This is a genomic window from Massilia phyllosphaerae (assembly GCF_034659755.1).
Lineage (GTDB): Bacteria > Pseudomonadota > Gammaproteobacteria > Burkholderiales > Burkholderiaceae_D > Telluria > Telluria phyllosphaerae.
The window spans coordinates 539739-565844 of record NZ_JAXSQX010000001.1 but is presented as its reverse complement, the minus strand read 5'-3'; the positions used below and the strand labels follow the sequence as shown (position 1 = coordinate 565844).

At 64.1% G+C, this 26106-nt stretch carries 22 protein-coding genes and 1 tRNA gene; 7 read left to right on the top strand and 16 right to left on the bottom strand.

What is annotated here, in order from left to right; genetic code table 11:
- Window positions 1-178: 178 nt before the first annotated feature.
- Both U1H99_RS02540 and U1H99_RS02535 read right to left on the bottom strand, forming a co-directional pair.
- Window positions 179-736: a hypothetical protein gene (locus U1H99_RS02540; protein ID WP_323140198.1), complete on the bottom strand. Its 558-nt coding sequence runs from the start codon at window positions 734-736 to the stop codon at window positions 179-181.
- Window positions 737-766: 30 nt separating this feature from the next.
- Window positions 767-1165 (bottom strand): hypothetical protein, encoded by a 399-nt coding sequence (locus U1H99_RS02535; RefSeq protein ID WP_323140197.1) that lies wholly within the window; start codon window positions 1163-1165, stop codon window positions 767-769.
- A gap of 200 nt (window positions 1166-1365) precedes the next feature.
- Between U1H99_RS02535 and U1H99_RS02530 the strand changes: the two genes are divergently transcribed.
- Window positions 1366-2091 carry a LexA family transcriptional regulator gene (locus tag U1H99_RS02530; RefSeq protein WP_323140196.1) on the top strand — a complete coding sequence of 242 codons (726 nt, stop codon included), beginning with the start codon at window positions 1366-1368 and terminating at the stop codon, window positions 2089-2091.
- 161 nt (window positions 2092-2252) lie between these two features.
- Here U1H99_RS02530 and U1H99_RS02525 read toward each other — a convergent pair.
- The 11 genes from U1H99_RS02525 to ybiB form a co-directional block, all read right to left on the bottom strand.
- Window positions 2253-2331, bottom strand: a tRNA-Ile gene (locus U1H99_RS02525).
- A gap of 118 nt (window positions 2332-2449) precedes the next feature.
- Window positions 2450-4660: an RNA polymerase sigma factor RpoD gene (gene rpoD, locus U1H99_RS02520; RefSeq protein WP_323141197.1), complete on the bottom strand. Its 2211-nt coding sequence runs from the start codon at window positions 4658-4660 to the stop codon at window positions 2450-2452.
- A gap of 270 nt (window positions 4661-4930) precedes the next feature.
- Window positions 4931-6733: a DNA primase gene (gene dnaG, locus U1H99_RS02515; RefSeq protein WP_323140195.1), complete on the bottom strand. Its 1803-nt coding sequence runs from the start codon at window positions 6731-6733 to the stop codon at window positions 4931-4933.
- 129 nt (window positions 6734-6862) lie between these two features.
- Entirely contained in the window at window positions 6863-7312 is a 450-nt protein-coding gene (locus U1H99_RS02510; protein ID WP_323140194.1) for a GatB/YqeY domain-containing protein, read from the bottom strand.
- Window positions 7313-7452: 140 nt separating this feature from the next.
- Window positions 7453-7665 carry a 30S ribosomal protein S21 gene (gene rpsU, locus U1H99_RS02505; RefSeq protein WP_005665410.1) on the bottom strand — a complete coding sequence of 71 codons (213 nt, stop codon included), beginning with the start codon at window positions 7663-7665 and terminating at the stop codon, window positions 7453-7455.
- Window positions 7666-7793: 128 nt separating this feature from the next.
- Window positions 7794-9005: a BaiN/RdsA family NAD(P)/FAD-dependent oxidoreductase gene (locus tag U1H99_RS02500; protein WP_323140193.1), complete on the bottom strand. Its 1212-nt coding sequence runs from the start codon at window positions 9003-9005 to the stop codon at window positions 7794-7796.
- A gap of 82 nt (window positions 9006-9087) precedes the next feature.
- Window positions 9088-11694, bottom strand: a complete 2607-nt coding sequence (locus tag U1H99_RS02495; RefSeq protein ID WP_323140192.1) for an MSCRAMM family protein — start codon at window positions 11692-11694, stop codon at window positions 9088-9090.
- 142 nt (window positions 11695-11836) lie between these two features.
- Window positions 11837-12715 carry a fimbria/pilus periplasmic chaperone gene (locus U1H99_RS02490; protein ID WP_323140191.1) on the bottom strand — a complete coding sequence of 293 codons (879 nt, stop codon included), beginning with the start codon at window positions 12713-12715 and terminating at the stop codon, window positions 11837-11839.
- A gap of 15 nt (window positions 12716-12730) precedes the next feature.
- Window positions 12731-13225 (bottom strand): DUF4402 domain-containing protein, encoded by a 495-nt coding sequence (locus tag U1H99_RS02485; RefSeq protein ID WP_323140190.1) that lies wholly within the window; start codon window positions 13223-13225, stop codon window positions 12731-12733.
- A 10-nt stretch (window positions 13226-13235) separates the two neighbouring features.
- Complete coding sequence (locus U1H99_RS02480; protein ID WP_323140189.1) at window positions 13236-13775, bottom strand: DUF4402 domain-containing protein; 540 nt, start codon at window positions 13773-13775, stop codon at window positions 13236-13238.
- Window positions 13776-14015: 240 nt separating this feature from the next.
- Window positions 14016-15032, bottom strand: a complete 1017-nt coding sequence (gene ybiB, locus U1H99_RS02475) for a DNA-binding protein YbiB (RefSeq protein ID WP_323140188.1) — start codon at window positions 15030-15032, stop codon at window positions 14016-14018.
- 152 nt (window positions 15033-15184) lie between these two features.
- Here ybiB and U1H99_RS02470 point away from each other — a divergent pair, with 152 nt between their 5' ends.
- The 3 genes from U1H99_RS02470 to U1H99_RS02460 all read left to right on the top strand — a co-directional run bounded on the left by U1H99_RS02470 (window position 15185) and on the right by U1H99_RS02460 (window position 18475).
- Window positions 15185-16243, top strand: a complete 1059-nt coding sequence (locus U1H99_RS02470; RefSeq protein ID WP_323141196.1) for a 3-deoxy-7-phosphoheptulonate synthase — start codon at window positions 15185-15187, stop codon at window positions 16241-16243.
- Window positions 16244-16460: 217 nt separating this feature from the next.
- Complete coding sequence (gene tsaD, locus U1H99_RS02465) at window positions 16461-17498, top strand: tRNA (adenosine(37)-N6)-threonylcarbamoyltransferase complex transferase subunit TsaD (protein ID WP_141831961.1); 1038 nt, start codon at window positions 16461-16463, stop codon at window positions 17496-17498.
- Window positions 17499-17629: 131 nt separating this feature from the next.
- Window positions 17630-18475, top strand: a complete 846-nt coding sequence (locus U1H99_RS02460) for an endonuclease/exonuclease/phosphatase family protein (protein WP_323140187.1) — start codon at window positions 17630-17632, stop codon at window positions 18473-18475.
- Here the strand turns inward: U1H99_RS02460 and U1H99_RS02455 are convergent.
- The 3 genes from U1H99_RS02455 to ybaK form a co-directional block, all read right to left on the bottom strand.
- Complete coding sequence (locus U1H99_RS02455; RefSeq protein WP_323140186.1) at window positions 18472-19119, bottom strand: DsbA family oxidoreductase; 648 nt, start codon at window positions 19117-19119, stop codon at window positions 18472-18474. The genes U1H99_RS02460 and U1H99_RS02455 overlap by 4 nt on opposite strands.
- Window positions 19120-19365: 246 nt before the next feature.
- Window positions 19366-19986: a glycerol-3-phosphate 1-O-acyltransferase PlsY gene (plsY, locus tag U1H99_RS02450; protein ID WP_323140185.1), complete on the bottom strand. Its 621-nt coding sequence runs from the start codon at window positions 19984-19986 to the stop codon at window positions 19366-19368.
- A gap of 86 nt (window positions 19987-20072) precedes the next feature.
- Window positions 20073-20564, bottom strand: a complete 492-nt coding sequence (gene ybaK / locus U1H99_RS02445) for a Cys-tRNA(Pro) deacylase (RefSeq protein ID WP_323140184.1) — start codon at window positions 20562-20564, stop codon at window positions 20073-20075.
- Between the two features lie 37 nt (window positions 20565-20601).
- On the opposite strand from ybaK, the gene U1H99_RS02440 reads away from it, so the two are divergent.
- The 3 genes from U1H99_RS02440 to U1H99_RS02430 all read left to right on the top strand — a co-directional run bounded on the left by U1H99_RS02440 (window position 20602) and on the right by U1H99_RS02430 (window position 26099).
- On the top strand, window positions 20602-21576 hold the full coding sequence (locus U1H99_RS02440) for an endonuclease/exonuclease/phosphatase family protein (RefSeq protein ID WP_323140183.1): 975 nt from the start codon (window positions 20602-20604) through the stop codon (window positions 21574-21576).
- A 136-nt stretch (window positions 21577-21712) separates the two neighbouring features.
- Window positions 21713-22969, top strand: a complete 1257-nt coding sequence (locus U1H99_RS02435; RefSeq protein ID WP_323140182.1) for an efflux RND transporter periplasmic adaptor subunit — start codon at window positions 21713-21715, stop codon at window positions 22967-22969.
- A 4-nt stretch (window positions 22970-22973) separates the two neighbouring features.
- Entirely contained in the window at window positions 22974-26099 is a 3126-nt protein-coding gene (locus tag U1H99_RS02430) for an efflux RND transporter permease subunit (RefSeq protein WP_323140181.1), read from the top strand.
- Window positions 26100-26106: the final 7 nt, after the last annotated feature.

The window sequence follows — 26106 nt, the reverse complement described above, 5'->3', positions numbered from 1 at the left end:
GGTTTTCAAAATTCCAAATAAAAAGCCCGGGATTAAGTTCCCGGGCTCGATTGATTCGATTGCCATATATGTGCAATCGTTCGCGTTCCAGCTATCGGTGGCGGTAATCCGCACATTACGAGTGCTGAAAGAATGTAGATAAATAATACTGACAACGAACGGCGTATCGCCGCGTTTTTTATTTATTTTTCATGCCGCTCTTATTTGCGCGGCCGCCGTTCAGGCGCGCGCTTGCCCGAGCAGCATGGCTCGATGCAATCCCATGCAACTCGCTCACCATATCCTTGACGCGCTCGCGCACGAAGCCGCCGGCATGCTGGATCGGGGCATCTCCCCTGCCCTCGCAGTCGCGGCACACCTGCTGGTTCAGCTGACCGCCGCCGCCGCAGGCTTTGCAGATACCGTCGAGCCAATGCGCCAGCGACAGTTCGGCGACAGTCCGATACAGCTTCTGCGCTGCCTGGGCATCCCATGCCGTATTCTCAGGTACCCATTTGCGGTGACGTCCACGCTTGACGACCGCGGCAGTCCAGAGACGCAGCAATTGCGCCAGATTGCCGGGATCGCGCATCAGGTCATCCGCATACTTCACACGGTGCAGCAAAGGTCCGATATCGCCCGACACCGCAGCAGCGGCAAAGGCAGAAGCGAGCAGTGGCTCGGCCTGGCGATGCTGGGCATCGTCCTGCAGGTTCGATGCGCCAAGCGCACGCACGTAACGGTCAACAAATCCCATGATTCCTCCTCGATTAGTACTGTTCCCTGCTTACGCCGGCACGGGGTGGCCGGCCATTTTCCGGGGGCTGAAATGCTGACCGAAGAAAGCGGCCACCATGGGATCGCGGCGATTGATCGCCGGGTAGGAATGCACCGTAATCTGGACCGGTGATAGTTCCACCGGGTCCGTGCATGCGTCGTGATCGCGCCGCCCCGGCTGCGGACCCGCATGCCACCGATAAAACAACCCCGGGTTATTCCCGGCCTGGATGCGCTGGCGGTGCGCCCGCCCTTCTTTCGCCAACTGAAGCAGGCGCACACGCACTGCCGCGGTCGAATAGCGAAGCGTGTCTGCGATCTCCTCGATGATGCACGGCCCGGTGTCCAGCAATGCTTCGATTGCCGATGCCAATTGTGTGGCTGGCACCCTGTGTTCCTCGACTCTCATCGTTACCTCCTTGATGAATTACACATTTTGTTTAGAACAGCAGGCATGAGAGGTCGTTCCAACGTTAATTTTTCGTCGCTTCTCTGCAAATGCGCAGCTAATCCCTACACACAATTAAACATCATGTTTATAATCTGTGTCAACAAAATGTGTAACACACCTTGTTTAGTTCAATGGACAATCGCGCTATGCACACACAGATGAAACGCCTCTACGAGGCCGCCGAAGCGCTGGCAGGGCTCAAAACGCAGGCCGAGATCGCTCGCGCGTTGAACCAGTCCCAGCAAACGGTCAACAATTGGGAAGCCCGCGGGATATCGAAGGCGGGACTGGTGAAGGCACAAAGCGCGCTCGGCTGCTCGGCGACATGGCTGGAAACCGGGACGCCGCCGATGGCCATTGCGCCACGACTGGTGGCGCAGGCGTCGGACGCTGCTTTGCCGGCGGCGATCGACAATCCATTCATAGATGATGCCAAAGGCATCCGCATCGGCGACGAGCCCCACACGATACCGATCCGGCGGGTAAAGTTGAAACTGCATGCGGGCGTCACGGGCTTCGAGACCGAGCCGGACATGGAAGATGGCGGCGTCCTGCATCTGCCGCGTGCCGTCATCGAGGCGCAGAATCTGGTACCCCATCACCTGCTGGCGATCCGGGTCAGCGGGCAGAGTATGGAACCGATGATGTTCGAGGACGACGTCGTCGTCGTGAATACCGCCGACAAGAATCCGATCAGCCGCGAAATCTATGCGCTCAATTTCGATGGCGAGGCCTTGATCAAGCAGCTCATCAAGCGCAACAACGAGTGGTTTTTGCACTCCATGAATCCGGACTTCGGGCCGATCAACGTGCGCAGTGGCCAGTGCAGCATTGTCGGGCGTGTCGTCTATCAACCGGGCCGGATACTAACGGGCCGCCTGTAGTGGAATCAAACACGTTCACTTCTCCGCGTCGTGAACAATCCTGACGACCTTACCGATCGCCTGATCGGCGCGACGGGATTATGCTCGGGCTGGAAATTTCTAAGCGCGACGGCTTATAAAAACAAAAAGGCTTACGCAAGTGCTTGCGTAAGCCTTTATCTTGGTAGGCCTCCCCGGAGTCGAACCGGGCACCAACGGATTATGAGTCCGCTGCTCTAACCAGGCATGAGCTAGAGGCCCGAAACTGGTGTATCTACTCGCAAGGGACGCTGGAAAACTCGCCACTTGCGGACAACGCGACGATGTCGCGTAGCCGAAGTGGCGAGAGCATATTGCCTTAACGTAGGCCCGTCAAGCCTCAGCCGCTGTTACCCTCGAGGAAACTCTTCAGCTTGTCCGAGCGCGACGGGTGACGCAGCTTGCGCAGGGCCTTGGCTTCGATCTGGCGGATGCGCTCGCGAGTGACGTCGAACTGCTTGCCGACCTCTTCCAGCGTGTGGTCGGTCGACATTTCGATGCCGAAGCGCATGCGCAGCACCTTGGCTTCGCGCGGAGTCAGCGAGTCCAGCACGTCCTTGACGACACCGCGCATCGAGGCGTGCAGCGCGGCGTCCGAAGGTGCCAGCGTGTTGTTGTCCTCGATGAAGTCGCCCAGATGCGAATCGTCGTCGTCGCCGATCGGCGTCTCCATCGAAATCGGCTCTTTCGCGATCTTCATGATCTTCCGGATTTTGTCTTCCGGCATTTCCATCTTAACCGCGAGGGTCGCCGGATCGGGCTCGGCGCCGGTCTCCTGCAGGATCTGGCGCGAGATCCGGTTCATCTTGTTGATCGTTTCGATCATGTGCACCGGAATACGGATCGTGCGCGCCTGGTCCGCAATCGAGCGGGTGATGGCCTGGCGGATCCACCACGTCGCGTAGGTCGAGAACTTGTAACCGCGGCGGTATTCGAACTTGTCCACCGCCTTCATCAGGCCGATATTGCCTTCCTGGATCAGGTCGAGGAATTGCAGCCCGCGGTTCGTATACTTCTTGGCGATCGAGATGACGAGGCGCAGGTTGGCTTCGGTCATTTCGCGCTTGGCCTTGCGCGCCTTCATTTCACCGGCCGCCATCTGGCGGTTGATGTTGCGCAGGTCCGGCAGCGGCAGCACGACGCGCGCCTGCAGGTCGATCAGGCGTTGCTGCAGCTCCTTGATCGTCGGGATATTGCGGCCGAGGATGGCGCTGTAGGCGTGGCCGGCGTTGACTTCGCCGTCGACCCACTCCAGGTTCGTCTCGTTGCCCGGGAAGACCTTGATGAAGTGGGCGCGCGGCATGCCGCAGCGGTTCACGGCCACGTCCAGGATCTGCTTCTCGATATGGCGCACTTCGTCGACCTGGCCGCGCAGGGTGTCGCACAGCTTTTCGACGACTTTCGCCGTGAAGCGGATGCCGAGCAGTTCGTTCGAGATCGCTTCCTGGGCCTTGACGTAGGCGTCGGAGTTGTAGCCCTGCTTTTCATAGGCCTTGCGCATCTTGTCGAATTGCTGGCCGATGAAGCTGAACTTGTCGAGGGCGGCGGTTTTCAGCTGCTCGAGCTGCTCGGCGGAGTAGCCGGCGGCGCCGGAGGCGGCATTGCCCTCTTCTTCTTCTTCCCCTTCTTCCTCGTCGTCTTCGTCATCCTCGTCGTCGTCGGACTCGGTGGACGTCGGGGCGACCGCGGTCGGCGAGGTGTCTTCGGACGACTCGTCGTCGACCAGGCCGTCGACGATTTCGTCGATCTTGATCTCGTCGGTCTCGATGCGGCGGGCGGCGTCGATGATTTCGTCGATCGTCACCGGACAGGCCGAGATCGCCTGGATCATGTCGCGCAGGCCGTCTTCGATGCGTTTGGCGATTTCGATCTCGCCCTCGCGGGTCAGCAGCTCCACGGAACCCATTTCGCGCATGTACATGCGCACCGGGTCGGTGGTGCGGCCGAAATCGGAGTCGACGGTCGAGAGCGCCGCTTCGGCGGCGGCCTCGGCTTCGTCGTCGCTGGTCGCATTCGGGACGTTATCGGACAGCAGCAGGGTTTCGGCGTCAGGGGCATGCTCGTAGACGGCGATGCCCATGTCGTTGAAGGTGCCGATGATGCCTTCGATCGCTTCCGGATCGACGACGTTGTCCGGCAGGTGGTCGTTGATCTCGGAATACGTGAGGAAACCGCGCTCCTTGCCCGACTTGATCAGGGCCTTGAGCTTCTGGCGGCGGATTTCGAGTTCTTCTTCGCTGGCTTCGGTGTCGGACGAGAACGCGTCCTTGAGCAAGGCTTTTTCCTTGGCTTTGCGATCCTTGGCCTTGGCCTTGTCGACCGCCTTCAGTTCGGCGCGTTCGACCGCGTTCAGTGCGGCGACTTCGTCGTTTTCAGGCGTAAATTCCTTGGGCTTGCGGCCGCGCCGTCCCGGTACTTTGACGGACGGCAGCACATAGCCCGACGTGTCGATGGCGGCGAGTGCTTCCGCATCGGTGGTCTGGCTGACAGGCGCAACACCCGCGACGCGGGCTTCCGCCTTGTCTTGCGAATTGTCCGCCTTGGCGGACATCCTGGTGGATTTGGTAGCCACGTTGGTTTCGGGTTTCTTGGTTGGCACAGGCGCTTTCGAAGTCACAAACGACCACTTTACGATGGTTAAAGATAAAGTTTTGTTACCTTACATCCTACCTGCAGGCACAAATCTGTTGCCCCACTAACTGAATCTCCACGCAGGTTTCGAACGAAAAGTCGTTTCAAAGCTTGCAATAGTTAGCGTTTTATTATAGCACGCGCCCCAAGACTTTCCAGTCGAGAACACCCCCACCGTGGTGCCTGTGCTTCAGGCGAATTTGGCTGGGGTGTCGTTGGCGGCTTCGCGCATCAAGAGGTCCTGCTGTGCTGTGATTTCGCGATAGCGGGCACTCACCTGATCTGGGGTCAACCCCGACGAAAACAACTGGTTCAACTCCTGTTTTAGGACATCCATCTTGATTTGCCTCACTGCGCTAACGATCCACACGCGGTCTTGGTCAATATCCGATTCGGGTGACGAAGCGATCTCGGAAATGAGGCCATCGTACTCGTTGCTCGTTTCTTTCAACTGCTGCGACAGGGCGGCGAAGGTGCCGTTCGCGCCCAGGGCCTGGGCCATCTCGACCAGCTGGCGCAGGCGTTCCCCTGCTTCGCCGCCAAAGTGGTCGAAGGCGCGTTGTGCGGCATCGTCCAGTTCCAGCGAAATGGCGGGATGCGACACCAGGATGCGCATGATCTGCAGCTCCAGTCCGACCGGTTCCGGCCGGCCCTGGCGCGGCGGTGCCTTGCGCGCCACCGATACCGGCTTGGACAACTCGAACAACGCTTCGATCTCCGCCGGCGTTGACTCCGTCAAATTCGCCAGGCCGCGCACGATCTGCAGGCGCAGCGCCGAAGGAGCCATCGATTGCAGCAGCGGCTTGGCGTCGAACTGGACGCGGGCGCGGCCCTCGGGCGTGTCGAGCTCATGCTCGGTGGTGACTTCGCGCAGCAGGAATTGCGACAGCGGCATCGCTTCGTTGATCTCCTGGGCAAATGCGTCGGCGCCAAACTCGCGTACATAGCTGTCCGGATCGTGCTCTTGCGGCAGGAACAGGAACTTGATGGTCTTGTTGTCCGACACTTGCGGCAGGCAGGCTTCCAGTGCACGACGGGCGGCGCGGCGGCCGGCCTTGTCGCCATCGAAGCTGAAGATCACGGTATCGGTCTGGCGCAGCAGCTTTTGCACGTGGGTGTTGGTGCAGGCGGTGCCGAGGGTCGCGACCGCTTGCGGGAAGCCGAGCTGGGCCAGCGCGACCACGTCCATATACCCTTCGGTCACCAGCACGTAGCCGGCATCGCGGATCGCCTGGCGCGCTTCGAACAGGCCGTACAGCTCCTGCCCTTTGTTGAACAGCGGGGTTTCCGGCGAGTTCAGGTATTTCGGTTCGCCGCCATCCATAACGCGGCCGCCGAAGCCGATCACCTGCCCTTTGGTATTACGGATCGGGAACATCACGCGTTCGCGGAAGCGGTCGTAGCGTTTCTTGTTGCCGCCGTCTTCGTCGACACGGTCGATCACCAGGCCGGATTCGACCAGCGCCAGTGCGTCGTAGTCGTTGAACACCGAGCGCAGGCTGTCCCAGCCGGACGGCGCATAGCCGAGGCCGAAGCGTGCGGCCACCTCGCCGGTCAGGCCGCGCCCTTTCAGGTAGGCAATCGCGGCCGGGGCCTGGCGCAGCTGGGCGCGATAGTAGTCGCAGGCCTGGTTCAGGGCATCGGTCATGGCCATCGATTGCGCCTGCTGGGCAGCGCGCTGTTGCGGTGGGATCTTGTCATCGGCTTCGGGCACGATCATGCCTACGCTTTGTGACAGGTCCTTGACGGCATCGACGAATCCCATGCCCGAATATTCGATCAGGAAGCCGATCGCGGTACCGTGGGCGCCGCAGCCGAAGCAGTGATAGAACTGCTTGGTCGGGCTGACGGTGAAGCTGGGGGACTTTTCGTTGTGGAATGGGCACAGGCCCATGTAGTTGGCGCCGCCCTTCTTGAGCTGGACGTAACGCCCTACCACGTCGACGATGTCGACGCGATTGAGTAGATCAGTAATGAATGATTGCGGGATCACGTGAATAAACCGTATTTGTCTAAGGTCAGACTATACCGCAGGGCTCGTTACCGGTTGATTTTCGACAAAGCAACGAAGATGCCGGCGCCACGCCGTCGACAACGTGTGGCACCAGCAACAGATGGCACATCAAGCGCCGGCGAGCGCCTTCTTGACCTGGGCCGATACGGCGGTCATGTCGGCGCGGCCAGCCAGCTTCGGCTTCAGCACGCCCATCACCTTGCCCATGTCCTGCGGTCCCGATGCGCCGGTCGCGGCCACGGCGGCGGCGACTTCGGCGGCGACTTCTTCATCCGACAGGCCGGCCGGCATGTAGCCGGTCAGCACGGCCAGTTCGGCTTTTTCGATATCGGCCAGGTCGGCACGGCCGCCGGCTTCGAACTGGGTGATCGAATCCTTGCGCTGCTTGATCATCTTTTCGACGATGGCGACGGTCTGGGTGTCGTCCAGCTCGATGCGCTCATCCACTTCCTTGCGCTTGATTTCGGCAAGGATGAGGCGGATGGTCGCCAGCTTGCCGGCTTCCTTGGCACGCATGGCGGCTTTCATGTCGTCGCTGATCTGGGTTTTCAAGCTCATGGATTCTTTCTCCGTATTATTTTTGAAGGGGGAAAAGGCAAAACCCGCTGCGGCAACAAACCGGAGCGGGCTTCGTCATATTCAGGCCTGTGATCCGCGACTGGCGTCTAGGCCGTCGCCGGAAAGGCAGCTGAACCGAATTAGTACAGTTTCTTCGGCAGTTGCTGGCTGCGGATGCGCTTGTAGTGACGCTTCACGGCAGCTGCCAGCTTGCGCTTGCGCTCTGCAGTCGGCTTCTCGTAGAACTCGCGTGCGCGCAGTTCGGTCAGCAGGCCGGTTTTTTCGATAGTGCGCTTGAAGCGACGCATAGCGACTTCGAACGGCTCGTTTTCTTTAAGGCGGATAGTGGTCATGTAAAAATGAAACCGTTGGATTTAGGGAAGAACGAAATTCTAACAGCTTTTCAAGTTCTGTAAAAGGTTTTCGACCGGCGTGACTGAATTGCTACAAGTATCAGTCTCGCCGTCAAGTCCCCAGGGACTTATTCGATACTGCCGCCGGCCGCCACCCCGGAAGCCCAGGCCCATTGGAAGTTGTAGCCGCCGAGCCAGCCGGTGACGTCGACCGTTTCGCCGACGAAGTACAGGCCGGGCGCCTTATTGGCCATCATCGTCTGCTGCGACAGTTCGCGCGTATCGACGCCGCCCAGCGTCACCTCGGCCTTGCGGTATCCCTCCGAGCCGGTCGGCACGATGGCCCAGCGGTTGATCGCGTCGCCCAGCTTGCGCAATTTTGCATCGGCCATGTCCGCCAGGCGTGCATCGGGCGTAAAACCGTTCGCGATCAATAACCCTTCGGCCAGGCGCGCCGGCAGCCATTGGGACAGGATATTGCCCAGTTGCTTCTTGACGGTCGTCTTGGACGAGATCAATTCCTCTGCCACATCCAGTTCCGGCAGCAGGTTCAGCACGATCGGCGTGCCCGGTTGCCAGTAGCTGGAAATCTGCAGGATGGCCGGGCCCGACAGGCCGCGGTGGGTGAACAGCAAGTCTTCGCGGAAGTGGCCATATTTGCTGCCCTTCCCTTTGCGGGAACCCGTTTCGACCTCGACTTCAAGGGCGATACCGGCCAGCGGCACGAAGGGTTGCCAGCTGGGGCCGTCGAAGGTGAGCGGCACCAGGCCCGGACGGGTCTCGACGATCTTGAGGTCGAACTGCCGGGCGATGCGGTAGCCGAGGTCGGTGGCGCCGATCTTCGGGATCGACAGGCCGCCGGTGGCGACCACGACATTGCTGGCGAAGATGGGTTCGCCGTCGGTGGCGATACGGAACAGCTCGCCGTCCTTGTCGACGCCGCTCACCTTGCACGGCATGCGCCAGCTGACGCTGCCGGCGTCGCATTCGGCTTTCAGCATGCGGATGATCTGTTCGGCCGAGTCGTCGCAGAACAGCTGGCCGCGGTGCTTTTCGTGGTACGCGATACGGTGCTTCTTCACCAGCGCCAGGAAATCCTGGGCCGTGTAGCGCGACAGCGCGCTGCGGCAGAAGTGCGGGTTCTCGGACAGGAAGTTCTGCGGGCCGGCATTGATGTTGGTGAAGTTGCAGCGGCCGCCGCCGGAGATGCGGATTTTCTCGGCCAGCTTGGCGGCGTGGTCGATCAGCACCACCCGCTTGCCGCGGTTGGCCGCGGTGGCGGCGCACATCATGCCGGCGGCGCCCGCGCCGATCACTGCCACATCATATTGTTTTGCCATCGCTGCCGCCTGCACATCCGTTTTGCCGAACCCGTGATTGTAAACGCTGAGCCTCCTTCGCGTACAACCCGGGATGGCGCGCCTATTTTTCTCGCGCAGGCATCACATGGAAGTCGCGGCCATTCAGCACCGTGCCGTCGGGCTTGATCGTGACCGGGTGGGTGCCGGTGCCGGTCAGCCCCAGGCGCTCGAGCTGGTCCGGCGCCACCCGCAGCCCGTAGTCACCGGGGAGTACGCCGGTGATCACGTAGTAACCGTCGGACGCACTGCTCACGCCGGCCACGACCGCGCCCGTCGCATTCACCAGCTCCAGGCGCAGGTCGCCGATCGGGCGGCTCTTGCCCTTGTCGACCAAATACGTCGTGCCGTCGATCTCGCCGGTGATGGCCACCGCAAAGTCGACCTGGTTGACCATGCCTGGCCGCGGCACGATGCGCACGCCTCTGGTCTGCGGCTGCCATTGCGGGTCGTCGAGCGTGCTCGGGTCCAGCGCCAGGTCGATGTCCTGGTGGGCCGGCAGGCGCGCCAGGTAGGCAATGCCATCGGCGTCGGTGCGCGCCAGCTGGTTGCCGCCGTTGATGGTGAAGCCGACGCCTTTGATAAGCTCATCGGTGCCATCCATCGCGCCGTTCAGGTTCTTGTCGAGGAACACGCGCACCGAGGCCGATCCCATGTTCGCCATCGGCTGCGCATCGGTCATCATGCGCGCCCGGCGCGGCTCCAGTCCCAGCGCCATGAAGAACTGTACGCCGCCTCCGTATGCGTGCCGGGTCGAATAATATGCGTTGACCCCGAACCCGTAGCTGCCCAGGCTCTTGTTCAGCGCGCCGTTCAGGCGGGTTTCGCGGGTATCGAACATCCGGCCCAGGCCCAGGTTCACCAGGTAGCCGCCGGCCAGGTAGCGGTCGGCCGACACGGCAGCGCTGCCCGGCTGCGCCACCGGCTTCAGGAGGTATTGGAGCTGGCCGGTCAGGCCGATGCCGGCGACGCGCCGACTCACCTGCAGTTGCCCGTTCGCCACCTTGACGCCGTCCAGTGACTGCCAGCGCACCGCGTTGGTGAGCGCGGTGCTGTCGCGATAGGCTGACAGCCGCCCCTGGACCAGCACGTTTTCCTTGTGCGAGGCCAGGATGTCGCGCCGCACCTCGAACGCCAGCGGGAAGAACATGCCGGCGCCCGGCCCGACCGCGCCCTCGGCGCGCAGTTCGTCCCGGGTGCGGACCGGGTCGGGGGTCGGGGCGAACAACTCGCTGGTGAAGCCCTCGAGCCGGGCGCGGCTGGCCGACAAGGCAAGGTTGCCGACCCGCGTCTTGAGGGCCAGTTGGACCAGTCTGCCGCCGTCGTCGGCGCGGACCGCATCGCCGCTCAGGATGAAGGCGCTCAGGTAGCCGCGCAGTCCGAGGTTGGCATAGCCCTGCTGGCTGCCACCGGGCAAAGGCACGCGCTGCCAGCCGCCGTTGGCGTTCAGGTGTTCGCCCAGGCCCCATTCGAACTGGGCCAGTGCGTGCGGGCGTCCGACCTGGTCGCGGTGCGCAGCCACGTCGTAGAACAGCTCGCCGCGCCGCACCGCCGACTCTTCGAGCAGGAAGCTCTGGCGCTCCACCCGCAACTGTCCCAACGGTCCGTGGAATACCAGCCGGAAGTCGTTCGGCCCGTAGGCCAGGCGCTGGTCCGGAAAACTGTATTTGCCGTCGGGGCGCGACTGCTGGAAGCCGACCAGCGCCTCGTTGTAGTACAGCTCGACGTCCCAGCCGGGCGGCAGGTCGCCCTGCAGCGTGTGGCGGTCGAAGCTGCTTGGCTGGTTCAATGGCCGGTTGCTGACTGCGATGCCGTTGCTGGTCGCGCTGCTGGCCGAGATGTTCGCCACGCCCGGCACCGCCACACTGCCGAACAGCGCCGTACGCGCGCGCAGGGGGCCGAGCAGGTCGGCGCCGGGATCGTTGCGGCCCAGCGTCAGGCGCACGGCGGCCGGGGGATCGGCCGAGTTGCGGCTCGCGTACAGCGCCGCTTCCATGCCGAGCAGGTCGGCCGTCAGGTAAGTGGTATACGACGTAGCGGTCACGCGCCGTACGTCGGCGCTGCCGTTCGTCGTGACGGCCAGGGTCTGGTCGATGAAAGGCAGGCCCGCCACCCGGTAGGGCGCAGCCAGGCGCGGATAACCGGGATCGGCATACACGCCCTGGTTGCCCGGCAGCTTGCCACGGCGGCGCCGCGCCAGCCGCTCCTGCAGCGGCAATGGCTCGCGCGGGCGCACCTTGAGGGTCAGGCTGGACATGTCGATATCGAGGTCGACCGGCAGCCAGCGTGCCAGCAGCGTGCTGTCGACATAGATGTCTTCCGCCTCGACCTTGACCTGCGAGCGCTCGAGTTCCTCGCGCTTGCCGCCGGTGTGGACGGCCCCTTCGGGCACGTCGAGGCTGAAGTTGCGATCTTCACGCAGGATGTAGCCGCTGGCACGACCTTCGTCCGTCACCCGCACCGCCAGGGTCAGCATGCGCGCCAGCTCGCCGAGCGGCAGGAACACATGGCGACCGATTTCATACGCGCTGACGCCATCGGACAATAGCTGGCCGTCGAGGCGTACTTCGAGCAGGATCAGATTGGCTTCGGCTGTCGGCGACGGCATTGCCGCCGCTGCTGCAGTTGGTGTTGCAGCAGCGGCGACACCCGGCTGAAGTGCGGACAGCATGCCCAGTCCGGCAAGAAGAAAGCCGTTTCGGAATACCTGCATGGATCGCCAGAACGCATCGCCGGCCAACCGGCGGTTGGCCCTGCGATACGATGAATTACACCGCGCAATGACTACGCACTTCCCGATCGCCTAGCGGCCGTTACGGCAGCGCCAGGTTTGCCTGCGCCAGCAGCGTGCCGCCCGCTTCGGGCCGGCCCCGGTAGCTCACGTCGAGCGTGCCATGCGCCAGCGTCAGTCCGGCCGGCACTTGCAGCTGGAGTACAGCGTGACGCACCCGGTTCGGCGTGTACACGGCGATGCCGCCGACCTCGCCCACCGCCTGCGGCTGGCCGCCGCGCGGCGTGAAGGTCACACTCAGGTCGCCATACACCGAGCTGCTGCCTTCGCGCTCGAACTGCAGCTTGAGCACCGGGTGCTGCGCATCGTCCTTCTGCAACGCGAGGTGGCCAAGGCTGACCTTTGCGCCGGTCTCCCCATGGCGCACGATGACCGGCACGGAGGCACCGACCAGGGCATTCAGGACGATACCGATGCCCTTCTCGGCCCGGCCCTGGTGTTCGATGCTGGCGCTGCCTTCGACGTCCGGCAGCTTGTCGAACTGCAGGTGCGAACGGTATTCACCTTCGGCCAGCTCGTCAGGCTTGCGCAGCATCACGCGCACGGTCTGCACGGTGCCCGGTTGCAGCGTGACCTGGCGCGGCGAAAAGCGCAGCATGTCGTTTGCAAAGCGTTCGTCCGGCGCCGCGGTGTCCGCCACTTCGAACTGGCCGGTCTCCGTCATGCGGCGGTTGACCAGCGCGATCCGGTAGGTGGCGGGCTTGCTGCCGTTATTGATCAATTCGATTTGCGCGGCCCGCTGGTTTTTCTCGAACACGATGCGGGTTGGGTACAGCATCAGGTCCGCGTGCGCCGGCAAGGCCAGCATCAGCAGCAGCCAGGCAAGCAGCGAAGTCAGCATGCTACGCAGCGGCTGGCGCAACCCACCCGGGCGAACCGATGCGAACGAGAGAAAAGACATGGGATGCTTTCCAGGTTAGTTGAAGTTGACAGTCACGGAAAATGCACCGGAATACGTGCCGGCTGCCTGGAAGGATTTGACGTGCAGGGTGGCGCCGACCGATACGTCGGCAGCAGCGGCCGGGGCGACAAAGGTATCCGCCGCCGGCAGGCTGCGGAAGGTGTCGACCGTCATGGTGCTGGTTACGCCATTGGCGGCGCTGGTGAGCTGGATACTGGGGCTGTCGAACGTAATCACGGCCTGCTTCTTGCCGGCGTTCCCGCTCACAGTGAAGCTTGCCGGGCCGGGGCTGCCGCCATGCAGCACGATGACGCCGTTTCCCGTCGCCCCCGGCATGCCGGGGGCGACGACCACCGTGCCGGCGCCGACGGCAACGATGCGGCCGAAATCGAGGCCCCGTGTAGTCGTCACCGTGGCCTCCTGGGCGCAGGCTTCGCGCCCGGCAGGCAATAGCAACGCCGGCAGCGATGCGATGCCGGCGATGAGGATGGGACGGGAACAGCGCCGCATCCTCCGCACGTCAGTTGTAGTTGACCGCGACGACGATATTGCCGCTGTAGGTGCCGGCGTTCTGGTTGGCGCCGACCGACAGGATGCCGCCGACGTAGATCGACTGGGCGCCGTTGGACAGGGTGCCGGTGGTCACGGTGCCACTGGTCTTCGCGCTGGCGCTGGTGTCGCTGATCGGGGCGAACGCCATGCTGTCGCTCCCGCTGATGAGCGTACTGGCGGTGCCGGTCATATCGATCGCATAAGTCAGATTGCCCGCACCGGTCACGTCGAACTGTGCGGCAGCGGGAGTGCCCCCCGCGGCGACCGTACCGCCGCCGACAGTGCGGGTACCGCCCGGGGTGAGCGTCACCGTGCCCGCGCTGGCCCCTCCTGCGATGGCGCCAAACGACAGGTCGACAGCCTTGCTCACCGCGATCGGCGCGACGACGGTGCTGTTTGCGGTGGCGGTCGCGTTGTTGGCGGCCATCGTATTACCGGTTGCGGCGATTGCCGTTGCCATCAGGGCCAGTTTGAAACCATGTGCGGTGAAGCGGGCTTGCTTGTTCATTGGTCTTCCTTCACGTTGGATAACCGGCATGGGGGAGGCCGGCGAGCTTGGCGTTCGCACCGGCAGCGCGTTTCGCAAAGGAAACCTTATGCTTTCCTTCCGGCATCGCTTTGCGATTTCGCAAGGCAATCAAATCCAGCAGTTGAGCAAGGTGAAGGAAGACTTCCGCCTTCGAAGCGGAACAGGTAGAGGCAGGCGGAAGGGGTGCGGCGCCGACAGAAGCTGGCGCCGCCGAGTGCGTTATTGCGAGGTAGTGCGCAGTGCCCTTGCCACGCGCACGCATTGCGCAACCTGGGCCGCGATCGGCGGCGGCACGGGCTGTTCTCCGCGCAGGGCGCGCAGGATCCAGTCGGCGGTGGCGGCGGCATCGCGGCCCTCCGGTGCCGGGGCCAGTTCGTCGGCCGGCGCATCGCGCTCGACCAGCAGGGTTTTCTGGCCGGCGTGGAGCCAGTTGATTTCCTGGGCGCGGTTGGCATTGGCGACGGTTTCGCCTTCGGTGCCGCGCATCAGGAAGGCGTCGCCCCTGGCGTGCGGGGCGGCCGTGCCGAAATACTCGGTCAGCATGCCCAGGTATTCGGGGTGCGTGTACGAGACCAGGCGCAGCGCCGGGCTGTCGAAGGGCTGCAGGATCTTGACCAGGGTGTGTGTCGAATTGCGCACGCCGAGGGTGCGGCGCAGCGACAGCTGGTGTGCCAGCTGGGGCGCCAGGCGCTCGATCGGCATGAAGCACGGCTTGCCGGCCGCGAAGGCGTCGAGCATGTCGGCAGTCGAGCCGGTCGGGCCGATGCCCAGTTCGGTGAAGATTTCGAAGGTGGTGACGCGGCCCGGATCCTGCTGGACGCCGTGCACCAGCACCGGCACGCCCTCGCGCGCCAGCAGCAACGCCAGCAGCGGGGTCAGGTTGGCCAGCTTGCGCGCACCGTTGTAGCTGGGGATCAGCACCGGTGCGAAGTCGCCCGGCGGCGCAGGAAGGGGCGCGAACGAAGCTTCGGCGGCATCCATGAAGCCGGCGATTTCGTCGACGGATTCGCCCTTGATGCGCATCGCCAGCAGGATGCCGCCCAGTTCCAGATCGGACACGCGCCCGTCCAGCATGGCGCCATACAGCAGGCGGGCATCGTCGCGCGACATGCTGCGCGCGCCTTTCACGCCGCGGCCGATTTCCTTGATGAAGCGGGCCGCCGGGAATGGTGGCAACTGCGGTTGCAACTGCGGTTCCGGATGCGGGTCGTTGGTCGTTTGGTGATTGGTTTCCATGGCCAGAAGAATACCATTGCGCGCACTGGCTGGCGCGTCCGCTCGATGTTGCACCTTGGCAAATTATCTGCGGAATTTTTGCGCAGGCCGCTGCATGCCAGCCGATTTCCGGCTAGACTGGTCAATCCCTCAGGAAAGAATGTCATGCCATGCTGATCACGCCCGATATCGAAAATACCAATGTCACCTCGTTCGCGACGATGCCGTCGCCGGTCGAACTGCACAAGAAACTGCCGCTCACCGACAAGGCCTTCACCACCGTGATGAAGGGCCGCGAGACCCTCCGTAACATCCTCGACCGCAAGGACAAGCGCCTGTTCGTGGTCGTCGGCCCCTGCTCGATCCACGATCCGGTCGCCGGCCTGGATTATGCGCGCCGCCTGAAGGCGCTGCAGGCCGAAGTCGCGGACACGATGGTGCTGGTGATGCGCGTGTACTTCGAAAAGCCGCGCACCACCACCGGCTGGAAGGGCTATATCAACGATCCGTTCATGGACGACTCCTTCCGCGTCGATATCGGCATGGAGCGCGCGCGCAAGTTCCTGCTGGATGTGTGCGAACTCGGCCTGCCGACCGCCACCGAGGCGCTCGATCCGATCTCGCCGCAATTCCTGGGTGATCTGATTGCCTGGACCGCGATCGGCGCGCGCACCACCGAATCCCAGACCCACCGCGAGATGTCGTCGGGCCTGTCCACCCCGGTCGGCTTCAAGAACGGCACCGACGGCGACGTCGAGATCGCGATCAACGCCGTGCTGTCGTCCTCGAGCCCGCACTCCTTCCTGGGCATCAACGACCAGGGCACGGTGTCGATCGTGCGCACCAGCGGCAACGCCTACGGCCACGTGGTGCTGCGCGGCGGCGGCGGCCGTCCGAACTACGATTCGGTGTCGGTGACGATCGCCGAGCAGGCGCTGACAAAGGCCAAGCTGCCCACCAACCTGGTGGTCGACTGCTCGCACGCCAACAGCTATAAGAAGCCGGCGCTGCAGCCGCTGGTGATGTCGGACGTGATCCAGCAGATCAGGCACGGCAACAAGTCCCTGGTCGGCGTGATGATCGAATCGAACATCGTCAGCGGCAACCAGCCGATTCCAAGCGACCTGTCGCAGTTGACGTATGGCTGCTCGGTGACCGACGGCTGCATCGGCTGGGAAGATACCGAGACGATGCTGCGCAGCGCGCACCAGGAACTGCTGCAGCGGCCATAAATCGTTATCCGTTGCATTGCGGTAGGTTGGACAGCTTCGCTGTCCACGCGTTCAGGCGCAGTTCGCATCTCAGCGACATTGCCTGGCAAATCTCGCATCGCTCGAACGCGTGGACGGGAAACCCGTCCACCCTACCGCAACACATCCGAGCAGGCCGTTCGCGCCTGCTTTACAATGGCGGATTACGCTTTACGTCCACCATTCTCTTTATCTCCCCATGATTGTCCTCGGCGTCGAATCCTCCTGCGATGAAACCGGCCTGGCTCTGTACGACACCGAGCGCGGCCTGCTGTCCCATGCCCTGCATTCGCAGGTTGCGATGCACGAGGAGTACGGCGGCGTGGTACCCGAACTGGCTTCGCGCGACCACATCCGGCGCGCCCTGCCGCTGCTGGAACAGGCCCTTAACAAGGCCGGCGTCGCCAAGCAGGACATCGATGCGATCGCCTACACCCAAGGGCCGGGCCTGGCCGGGGCGCTGCTGGTCGGTTCCTCGGTGGCCTGCAGCCTGGGCCTGGCGCTGGACAAACCCGTGCTCGGCGTGCACCACCTGGAAGGCCACCTGCTGTCGCCGCTGCTGGCCAGCGAGCGCCCCGAATTCCCCTTCATCGCGCTGCTGGTGTCCGGTGGCCATACGCAGCTGATGCGGGTCGACGGCGTCGGCCGCTACACGCTGCTGGGCGAGACCCTCGACGATGCCGCCGGCGAAGCCTTCGACAAATCCGCCAAGCTGCTCGGCCTCGGGTATCCGGGCGGGCCGGCGATCTCGCGCCTGGCTGAATTCGGCGATCCGGACGCCTATAAACTGCCGCGCCCGATGCTGCATTCGAAGGATTTCAATTTCAGCTTCTCGGGCTTGAAAACCGCCGTGCTGACCGTGGTGAAGAACCGCGAGGGCGGCATGGCCAACATCTGCGAGCAGGACAAGGCGAATATCGCGCGCGGCTTCGTCGATGCCATCGTCGACGTGCTCACCGCGAAGTGCGTGTCGGCGCTCAAGCACACCGGCCTGAAGCGGCTGGTGATCGCCGGCGGCGTCGGCGCCAACCGCCAGCTGCGCGCCTCGCTGGATGCCGCGGCCGCCAAGAAAAAGTTCAAGGTGTATTACCCGGAGCTGGAATTCTGCACCGACAATGGCGCGATGATCGCGTTCGCCGGGGCGCTGCGCCTGCAGCTGAATCCGGATGCGGCCCAGCGCGACTACGGCTTCAACGTGCGTCCGCGCTGGCCGCTGGACGAGATCGAAGCTGCCTGACACCGTCTCGAAACCGTCCCGGCCGCAGCTTGCCGGGATTGAACTTGCCAGCCTGATATCGATCCTACCGTGTGACCGCCGATAGCCAAAGGATGGCAATATCGGGCCGTCGAGTGTTACGGAGGTGCTGCATGCGCGTAGTAAGCTGGAATATTCACTGGGGCTGTGGAAAGGACGGGCGCATCCGGATCCACGCTGTGATCGATGTTCTACGCAAACTGAATCCCGACGTCATCTGCCTGCAGGAAGTGGCAGGCAATCACCCCGAACTCGAAGGCAGTGCAACCGCCAGCCAGTTCAAGCAGCTGGCCGGCGCTTTCGGCGGCTACCACATGATCGAGCAGGCACCGAGCGAGATCTACAAGAACAACCTGCCGCGCCAGTTCGGCAATATCCTGCTGTCCAAGTACCGCATCACCCAGGCCCAGCGCCACATGCTGCCGTGGCCGGCCGATCCCCTGCACCCGTCCGGCATGCCGCGCGGGATGATCGAAACCGTGCTGGAAGCGCCCGGCGGCAAGCTGCGCGTGCTGACCACCCACCTCGAATACTATTCCCCGCTGCAGCGCCGCGCCCAGGTGCGCCGCATCCGCGAACTGCACCGCGAGGCCTGCACTCGCGCCCAAATCTACCAGTCCGAGCCCGAGCTCGACCCGCCCTTTCAGCTAGGCTTTCGTCCCGGCAGCGCGATCTTTTGCGGCGACTTCAATTTTGCGCCGGATGCCGAGGATTACCAGGAACTGGTGGCACCGGTCGAACCCGATACGCTGCGCCTGCTGGATGCCTGGCGCGTCCGCCACGGCGACATGGCGCGCGCGCCGACCGCCGGGCTGCACGGTTTCCCGTGGCCGGAGCAGCCGGCGTGCTATGACTATTTCTTCGTCACCGAAGACCTGGCGGCGCGCGTGAACGAAGTGAACGTGCAGTCCGAGACGGCGGTCTCGGACCATCAGCCGATTGTGCTGGACCTGGTTTAAGCCATCGCTTCTTCGCGGGCGATCTTCCTTAACGCCTGCTCGAACACTTCAGGCGGCTGTCCACCCGAGATCAGGTGGCGCTGGTTGATGACGATCGCAGGCACCGAGCGGATACCGGCACGCTGCCAGTAGTATTCGGCCTGGCGCACCTCGTCGGCGTAGGTATTCGATTCCAGCACCTGGCGCGCCGCGTCCTGGTCGAGACCGACCTCGCCCGCCACCCGCAGCAGCACCTCGTGCGAGCCCGGGTTCTCGCCCTTCGTGAAATACGCTTCGAACAGCTTTTCCTTGAGCGCCTTCTGGCCGCTCGGCTGGGTTGCGGCCCAGTGCAGCAGGCGGTGCGCGTCGAAGCTGTTATAGATGCGGCCGCGCGCGCTCATGTCGAAGGTAAAACCGAGGTCGGCGCCGCGCTGGCGGATCATCTCGCGCGACTTGTCCTGCTGCTCCTGGCTGGATCCGTATTTTTCCGCAATGTGTTCGAAGATGTCCTGGCCGTCCGGTCCCATGCCCGGGTTCAGTTCGAAAGGCTGGAAATGCATGTCGACCTCGATTTCGTCCTGCAGGTTCGCCAGCGCCTTCTCCAGCGATTTGAGGCCGATCACACACCACGGGCACGACACATCCGATACAAAATCGATTCTCATCTGCTGACTCACGACTCACCACCTTCCACTTATTGCATGTACGATTGCCTATCTTGACACATTGTCAGAAAGGCGTCAGCGCGCCTACCTAAATACCGAAAATGCGTACTTGAGGGCACAATCTTCTGGAAAAAACCGAGCGGAATCTGAGCAATTCGAGGCCAGATGTGTTTCGGGGCCAGAGCCCACTAAAGTGCTCTGACCCCGAATTATTTCCAAAAACCGGGCTCTACCCCCGGTTTTGGGCTATTTCTTTTTTGCGGCGGCGGACTTGCTGCCGATGCGCGATTCCTTGCCGGCGATCAGGTTGGCGATGTTGCCGCTGTGGCGCCACAGCAGCAGTGCGCTCATGACGATCACGGCGAACAGTTTTTCGTCGGCGCCGAACAGCAGGCCGTAGTAGAACGGGGCGAACACCGCCGCCACCAGCGCCGCCAGCGAGGAGTAGCGGAAGGCGTAGGCCACCACCAGCCAGGTCACCAGGGTCGCCAGGCCGAGCCAGGGGTTCAGGCCGAGCAGCACGCCGAGCGCGGTGGCCACGCCCTTGCCGCCGACAAAGCGGAAGAACACCGGCCACAGGTGGCCCAGGAACACCGCGATCGCGACCAGCGCCACGGTGCCGTCGCCGAAATCGAACCGTTCGCTGAAATGAATCGCCAGCCACACCGCCAGCCAGCCCTTGGCGCAATCGCCGATCAGGGTCGCGATCGCAGCCTTCTTGCTGCCGCTGCGCAGCACGTTGGTGGCGCCCGGGTTCTTCGAACCGTAAGTGCGCGGATCGGACAAGCCGAAGGCGCGGCTCGCCACGACGGCAAAGGAAATCGAGCCGATCAGGTAGGCTGCGATGGTGAAGATGATTGTATACATGTGTCTCTTTCTTTATCCCCGGGCCGGCGCTACGGGGGAGGCCGGCGCGTGACTATACACCATGGCTTATGCCCGGCGGCAAGCCTTTACTCCGCCAGCGCACAATGCACAGTCCGCGCCTTCAGCACGTCGACCAGCACCTGCGGTGCGATCCCGACCAGGAAACCGCGCCGCCCGCCATTGATGTAGATCTTGTCGAGCTCGAGAATCGATTCCTCGACGTATACAGGCATCGCCTTGCGGATGCCGAACGGCGAGGTGCCGCCCACCAGGTAGCCGGAATGGCGCTGCGCCACCTCGGGCTTGCACGGCTCGACCGACTTGCACGGGATCGCGCGCGCCAGGTTCTTGGTCGATACCTTGCAGTCGCCATGCATCAGCACGATCAGCGGGCGCGCCGCCTCGTCCTGCATCACCAGGGTCTTGACGACGTCGTGTTCGGGCACGCCGAGCGCGCGCGAGGAGACCGCCGTACCGCCGTGTTCCTCATATTCGTAGGGGTGCTCGGAAAAGGCCACCCCCTGCTTGCGCAGGAACTGGGTGGCGGGCGTTTCGGAGATGTGCTCTTTCTTGGCCATGCGTGTTACGCTAAAAGCAAACGGAGGAGTTCCGATTATGCAGCAAGAAATTCGCTTTGCCACCTTTAATGTCTATAACCTGGCCCCGGCGGGCGCCCGGCTCTACGACAATCTGGCGCCCTACACGCCCGAGGAGACCGAAGCGAAAATCGATTGGACCGCGCGCCAGCTCGACACGCTGAATGCCGACGTGATCGGCTTCCAGGAGGTGTTTTCGCAGGCGACGCTGGCCGAGGTACTGTCGCGCACGCGGCGCTACCGCGAGGCCCTGCATATCGGCTTCGATCCCGATCCCGGCGCCGACAAGCTGACGCCGAGCGTGGCCCTGGTGTCGCGCCTGCCGCTGGCGGCGGCGCCGGAACCGCTGCCCTATTTTCCTTCCGGGATCGCGATGCCGCCCGGGAACCGCGACCCGGAACGCTTTACCCGCCCGCCGCTGCACGCGCAGATCGAGCTCGCGCCCGGGCTGGTGGCCGACGTGCTGGTGGTGCACCTGAAGTCGCGCCGTCCCGATTACCGCACCGGCGACACCGGCGACGATCCGCAGCTGTTCGCGCTGGCCTCGCTGCGCTCGCTGATCCGGCGCGGCACCGAGGCGGCGGCGCTGCGCGTGATCCTGTCGCGCCTCGGCCGCGAACACCACCGGCCGCGGATCGTGCTGGGCGACTTCAACGACGTCGCCGACGCCGTCACCACCGGCATCGTGCTCGGCATCGGCGGTCCGGCCGGCGACCGCCTGTACGACGCCTGCGGCATGCAGCGGCGCCAGGACCGCGTGCGCCACGTCGGCTTTTCGAACCTGCACGAGGGGCAGTACACGACCATCGACCATATCCTGGTGTCGAGCGAGTTCAATCCCGAGCTGCCGGGGGCGCTGGGCGAAATCGCCGACGTCGTGTACCTGAACGACCACCTCGACCTGGGCCTGCCGGAAGCCTCGGACCACGGGCAGGTGCTGGCCAGGCTGCGCCTGTTCGAGCGCGCCGAAGGGGAACCCGAGGGCGATGGCTGAGCCGGCAACGCCCACGCCGCCTTTTTCACCATTCAGCGGTCCTTTTTCACCGCTCGTCGCATTCCGATAGCTGTTCGTCATCGCCTTCCCTACCATGCCTTCATGCGCATGGAGCTCCATCCCTCCGACGGAACACGTGCGCTCCCCTTCCAACGCGCTCAACAAGAACGAGGCCATGAAGATCGAGACGCTTCCCCTGTCGCCGGCCGAACCGGCCGCAAGCACCGTGCCCCATCAACGCCGCCGCGCCGCCATCGGCCTGGCCGCCTTGCTCCTTGCCGGCGCCGCCGGCGGCTATGCCTGGACCCAGCGCGCCGCGGCCCCCGCCCAGCCCGCGCCGGCCGCCGCCAAGGCGGACAAGGAATCCGTTCACGAACTGTCGAAGCGCGACATCGCCGTGGTCGAGGCGCGTCCGCTGGCAGTGACTTTGCCCCTGTCCGGGTCCCTGACCCCGCTGGCCCAGGCGACCGTGAAATCGAAGGTCTCGGGCGTGGTGCTGGCCACCACCGTGCAGGAAGGGATGCGGGTCGCCGCCGGCCAGGTGATCGCCCGCCTCGACGACGCCGAAGCGCGCGCCCGCGTGGCGCAGCAGCAGGCGCTGCTGGCCGACGCCAACGCGCGCCTGGCGCTGGCGAAGAAGAACCAGGCCAACAGCGCGGCCCTGCTGCAGCAGAAGTACATCGCCCAGAGCGCCTACGACACCAGTTCGAACGCGGTCGACCTGGCCCAGGCCGCGGTCGATGCCGCCCGTGCCCAGCTCGAATTGACGCGCATCGCGCTGCTTGACACCGTGATCCGCGCGCCGCTGTCGGGCGTGGTCAGCAAGCGCCACGTGCAGGCCGGCGAAAAGCTGGCGCCGGACAGTCCGGTGTTTTCGATCGTCGACCTGCAGCAGCTAACCCTGGACGCCCAGGTGCCGGCCTCCGACATCCCGCGCATCAAGGTGGGCCAGGAAGTGCAGTTCCGCGTCGACGGCTTCGGCGAGCGCAACTTCGCCGGCAAGGTGGTGCGCATCAACCCGTCCACCGAAGCCGGCTCGCGCGCCATGCTGGTGTATATCGGCGTCGACAATCCGGATGGCCTGCTGCGCGCCGGCATGTTCGCGAAAGGCGCGGTGACGACCGAGAAATCGGCAGCGCACGCGCTGCTGCCTTTGACCGCCGTGCGTACCGGAGAAGGAGAACTGCGAGGCGAGGACGTGGTGTACCGCGTCGACGGCGGCAAGGTCGTGGCGCAGCCGGTGAAGCTCGGCCTGCGCAACCAGGACGAAGGCCTGGTCGAAGCGCTCGACGGCATCCAGGCCGGCGCCACCGTGCTGGCGCTGCCGCTGGACGGCGTCAAGCCGGGCCACCGCGTCAAGCTGCCGGCCGTTGCCACTCCCGTGAAAGGCTGACACCATGTGGATGACCCGCGTCAGCATCAAGCACCCGGTGTTCGCGACCATGGTGATGGTCGGCCTGATGGTGCTCGGCCTGTTTTCCTACCGCGGCCTGGGCGTGGAAAACATGCCCAATGTCGAGATCCCGGCCGTCTTTATCGAGACCCAGTACCCGGGCGCCTCGCCCGAGCAGGTCGAGAACGACGTCACCCGCCCGATCGAGGAAGCGGCGAATACCGTCGGCGGCATCAAGGCGATCCGCAGCTCTTCCTTCGAGGGCCGGTCCGGGGTCGGCGTCGAATTCCAGCTGACCGTCAACATGGACCGCGCCGTCCAGGAACTGCGTGACCGCATCGGCACCGTGCGCGGCGGCTTCCCGCGCGAGGTGAAGGAACCGACCGTGTATCGCCAGGAAGGCGACAATGCGCAGCCGATCATCCAGCTGTCGCTCACGTCCCACGAGCGCAGCCTGCGCGACCTGACCATGCTGACCGACCAGGTCATCGTCAAGCGCCTGCAGGCGGTGTCAGGCGTCGGCCAGGTCCGCGTCAACGGCAAGCAGAATCGGCAAGTCCTGGTCGACATCCGTCCGGACCAGCTGCGCAGCCTGAACGTCGGCATCGATGAAGTCATGGCCGCGATCAGCGCCACCAACGCCAACCTGCCGGCCGGCCGCGTCAGCCGCGGCGAGCGCGAGAACCTGGTGCGCATCGAAGGCAAGATGAAGGAAGCACGCGACTTCAACCGCATCATCGTGGCCCAGCACGCCAGCGGCCCGGTCTACCTGGAACAGGTGGCCCGGATCGCGGACGGCGCCGCCGAAGAGGACTCGATCTCGCGCGTGAACGGCGAGCGCGCCATCTCGCTGGAAATCGCCAAGGTCCAGGATGCCAACACGGTTGCGGTGGGCACGGGCGTGCGGGCGGCGATCGAGGCGATGAAGGACAGCCTGCCCAAGGATATCCGCTTCACCGTCCTGGACGACCAGGCCAAGACCGTGCAGGGCCAGCTCGACAACGTCAAGGACACCATCATCGAAGGCGCGATCCTGACCATGGTGATCGTGTTCCTGTTCCTGCACTCCTGGCGCAGCACCATCATCACCGGCCTGACCCTGCCGATCTCGGTGCTGGCCAGCTTCATCGCCATGAAGTACTTCGGCTTCACGCTGAACTTCCTGACCCTGATGGCGCTGTCGCTGTCGATCGGCCTGCTGATCGACGACGCCATCGTGGTGCGCGAAAACATCGTGCGCCATCTCGGCATGGGCAAGAACCACGTGCGCGCCGCCGAGGAGGGCACCAACGAGATCGGCCTGGCGGTGATGGCCACCACCTTTGCCATCGTCGCCGTGTTCGTGCCGATCGCCTTCATGCAGGGCATCATCGGCCGCTTCTTCCTGCAGTTCGGGATCACGGTGGCGGTCGCGGTGCTGGTCTCGCTGTTCGTCAGCTTCACCCTCGACCCGATGCTGTCCTCGGTATGGCCGGACCCGGCCAAGGACCGCTTCAAGTATGTGCCCTGGCTGGGCCGCCTGATGGCGCGCATCGACCGCGGCATCGAGCACGTGCATGGCTGGTATGCCAAGGTGCTCGGCTTCGCGCTGGCCTGGCGCAAGTCGACCCTGCTGCTCGCCTTCGCCCTGTTCGCCGGCAGCCTGCTGCTGGTGCCGAAGATCGGCGGCGAGTTCACGCCCCAGGTCGACAACGGCTTCATCCAGCTGCGCTTCAAGACCCCGGTCGGTTCCAGCCTCGAGTACTCCGACGCCAAGCTGCGCCAGATCGAGGCCGCGCTCGGCGAATTCAAGGAAATCGAGAGCATCTCGACCATCGTCGGCTCCTGGGAAGGCCGCAATTACTCCCAGGTCAACCTGAAGCTGACGGACGTGCACCAGACCCACCGCCGCTCGCAGCAGGAACTGGAACAGGTGATCCGCGACCGCCTGTCCCCGATCGCCGGCGTCACCCTCAGCGTCGGCGAGCGCCCGATCTTCATCGCCATCCTCGGCAACGACGATGCCAAGCTGGATGCCGTGGCCCACCGCCTGATGGACAAGATGGCAGCGATCAAGGGCGTGGCCGACATCGAATACAGCCAGGAAGGCGCGAATCCGGCCACCCTGGTGAAAATCAACCACGAACTGGCGCGCGACCTCGGACTGTCGGTGCAGCAGATCGGCGCCTCGCTGCGGCCTTTCGTCGCCGGCGACCAGACCAACCGCTGGCTGGCGCCGGACGGCCAGAACTACGAAGTCAACGTGCAGCTGCCGAAGACCGGCCGCCAGAAGATCGCCGACCTGGGCGACCTGGCGGTGGCTTCGAGCCGCCTGGACGCGGCCGGCAACCCGATCATGGTGCCGCTGCGCCAGGTGGTGGAGTTCGTGCCCTCGACCAGCCCGCAGGTGCTCAAGCGCCAGGCCCTGCAGCGCCGCGTGGCGGTCTACGCCGGCCTGGACGGCCGGCCGCTGGGCGACGTGATGACCGAGGTGCGCCAGGCCATGAAGTCGATCGAGATGCCGGACGGCGTGCGCTTCGACGTCGGCGGCCGCGCCGAGCAGATGGACGAGACCATGGCCGGCTTCGGCGTGGCGCTCGGCATCGCGGTCATCTTCATCTACCTGGTGCTGGCCTCGCAGTTCGGCAGCTTCCTGCAGCCGATCGCGATCATGGTGTCGCTGCCGCTGTCGCTCATCGGCGTGCTGGTGGCGCTGCTGGTCACCAAGACCACGCTCAACATCTTCTCGGTGATCGGGGTGGTGATGCTGATGGGCCTGGTGACCAAGAACGCGATCCTGCTGGTGGACTTCGCCAACCACGGCCAGCGCGAAGGCAAGTCCCAATTCGCGGCCCTGATGGAAGCCGGCCAGGTGCGCCTGCGCCCGATCCTGATGACGACGCTGGCGATGATCTTCGGGATGCTGCCGATGGCGATCGGCATGGGCGAAGGCGGCGAGACCCAGGCGCCGATGGGGCGGGCGGTGATCGGCGGAGTGATCACCTCGACCCTGCTGACGCTGGTGGTGGTGCCGGTGGCTTATACCTACCTGGATGCGCTGGGCAAGCGGGCGGTAAAGTGGTTCCGGTGGAATGAGGAACATGCTGCCGCGGAAGAAAGTGCTGCGGCAGGTGAACAGCAAACTGCGTAATTTTCCG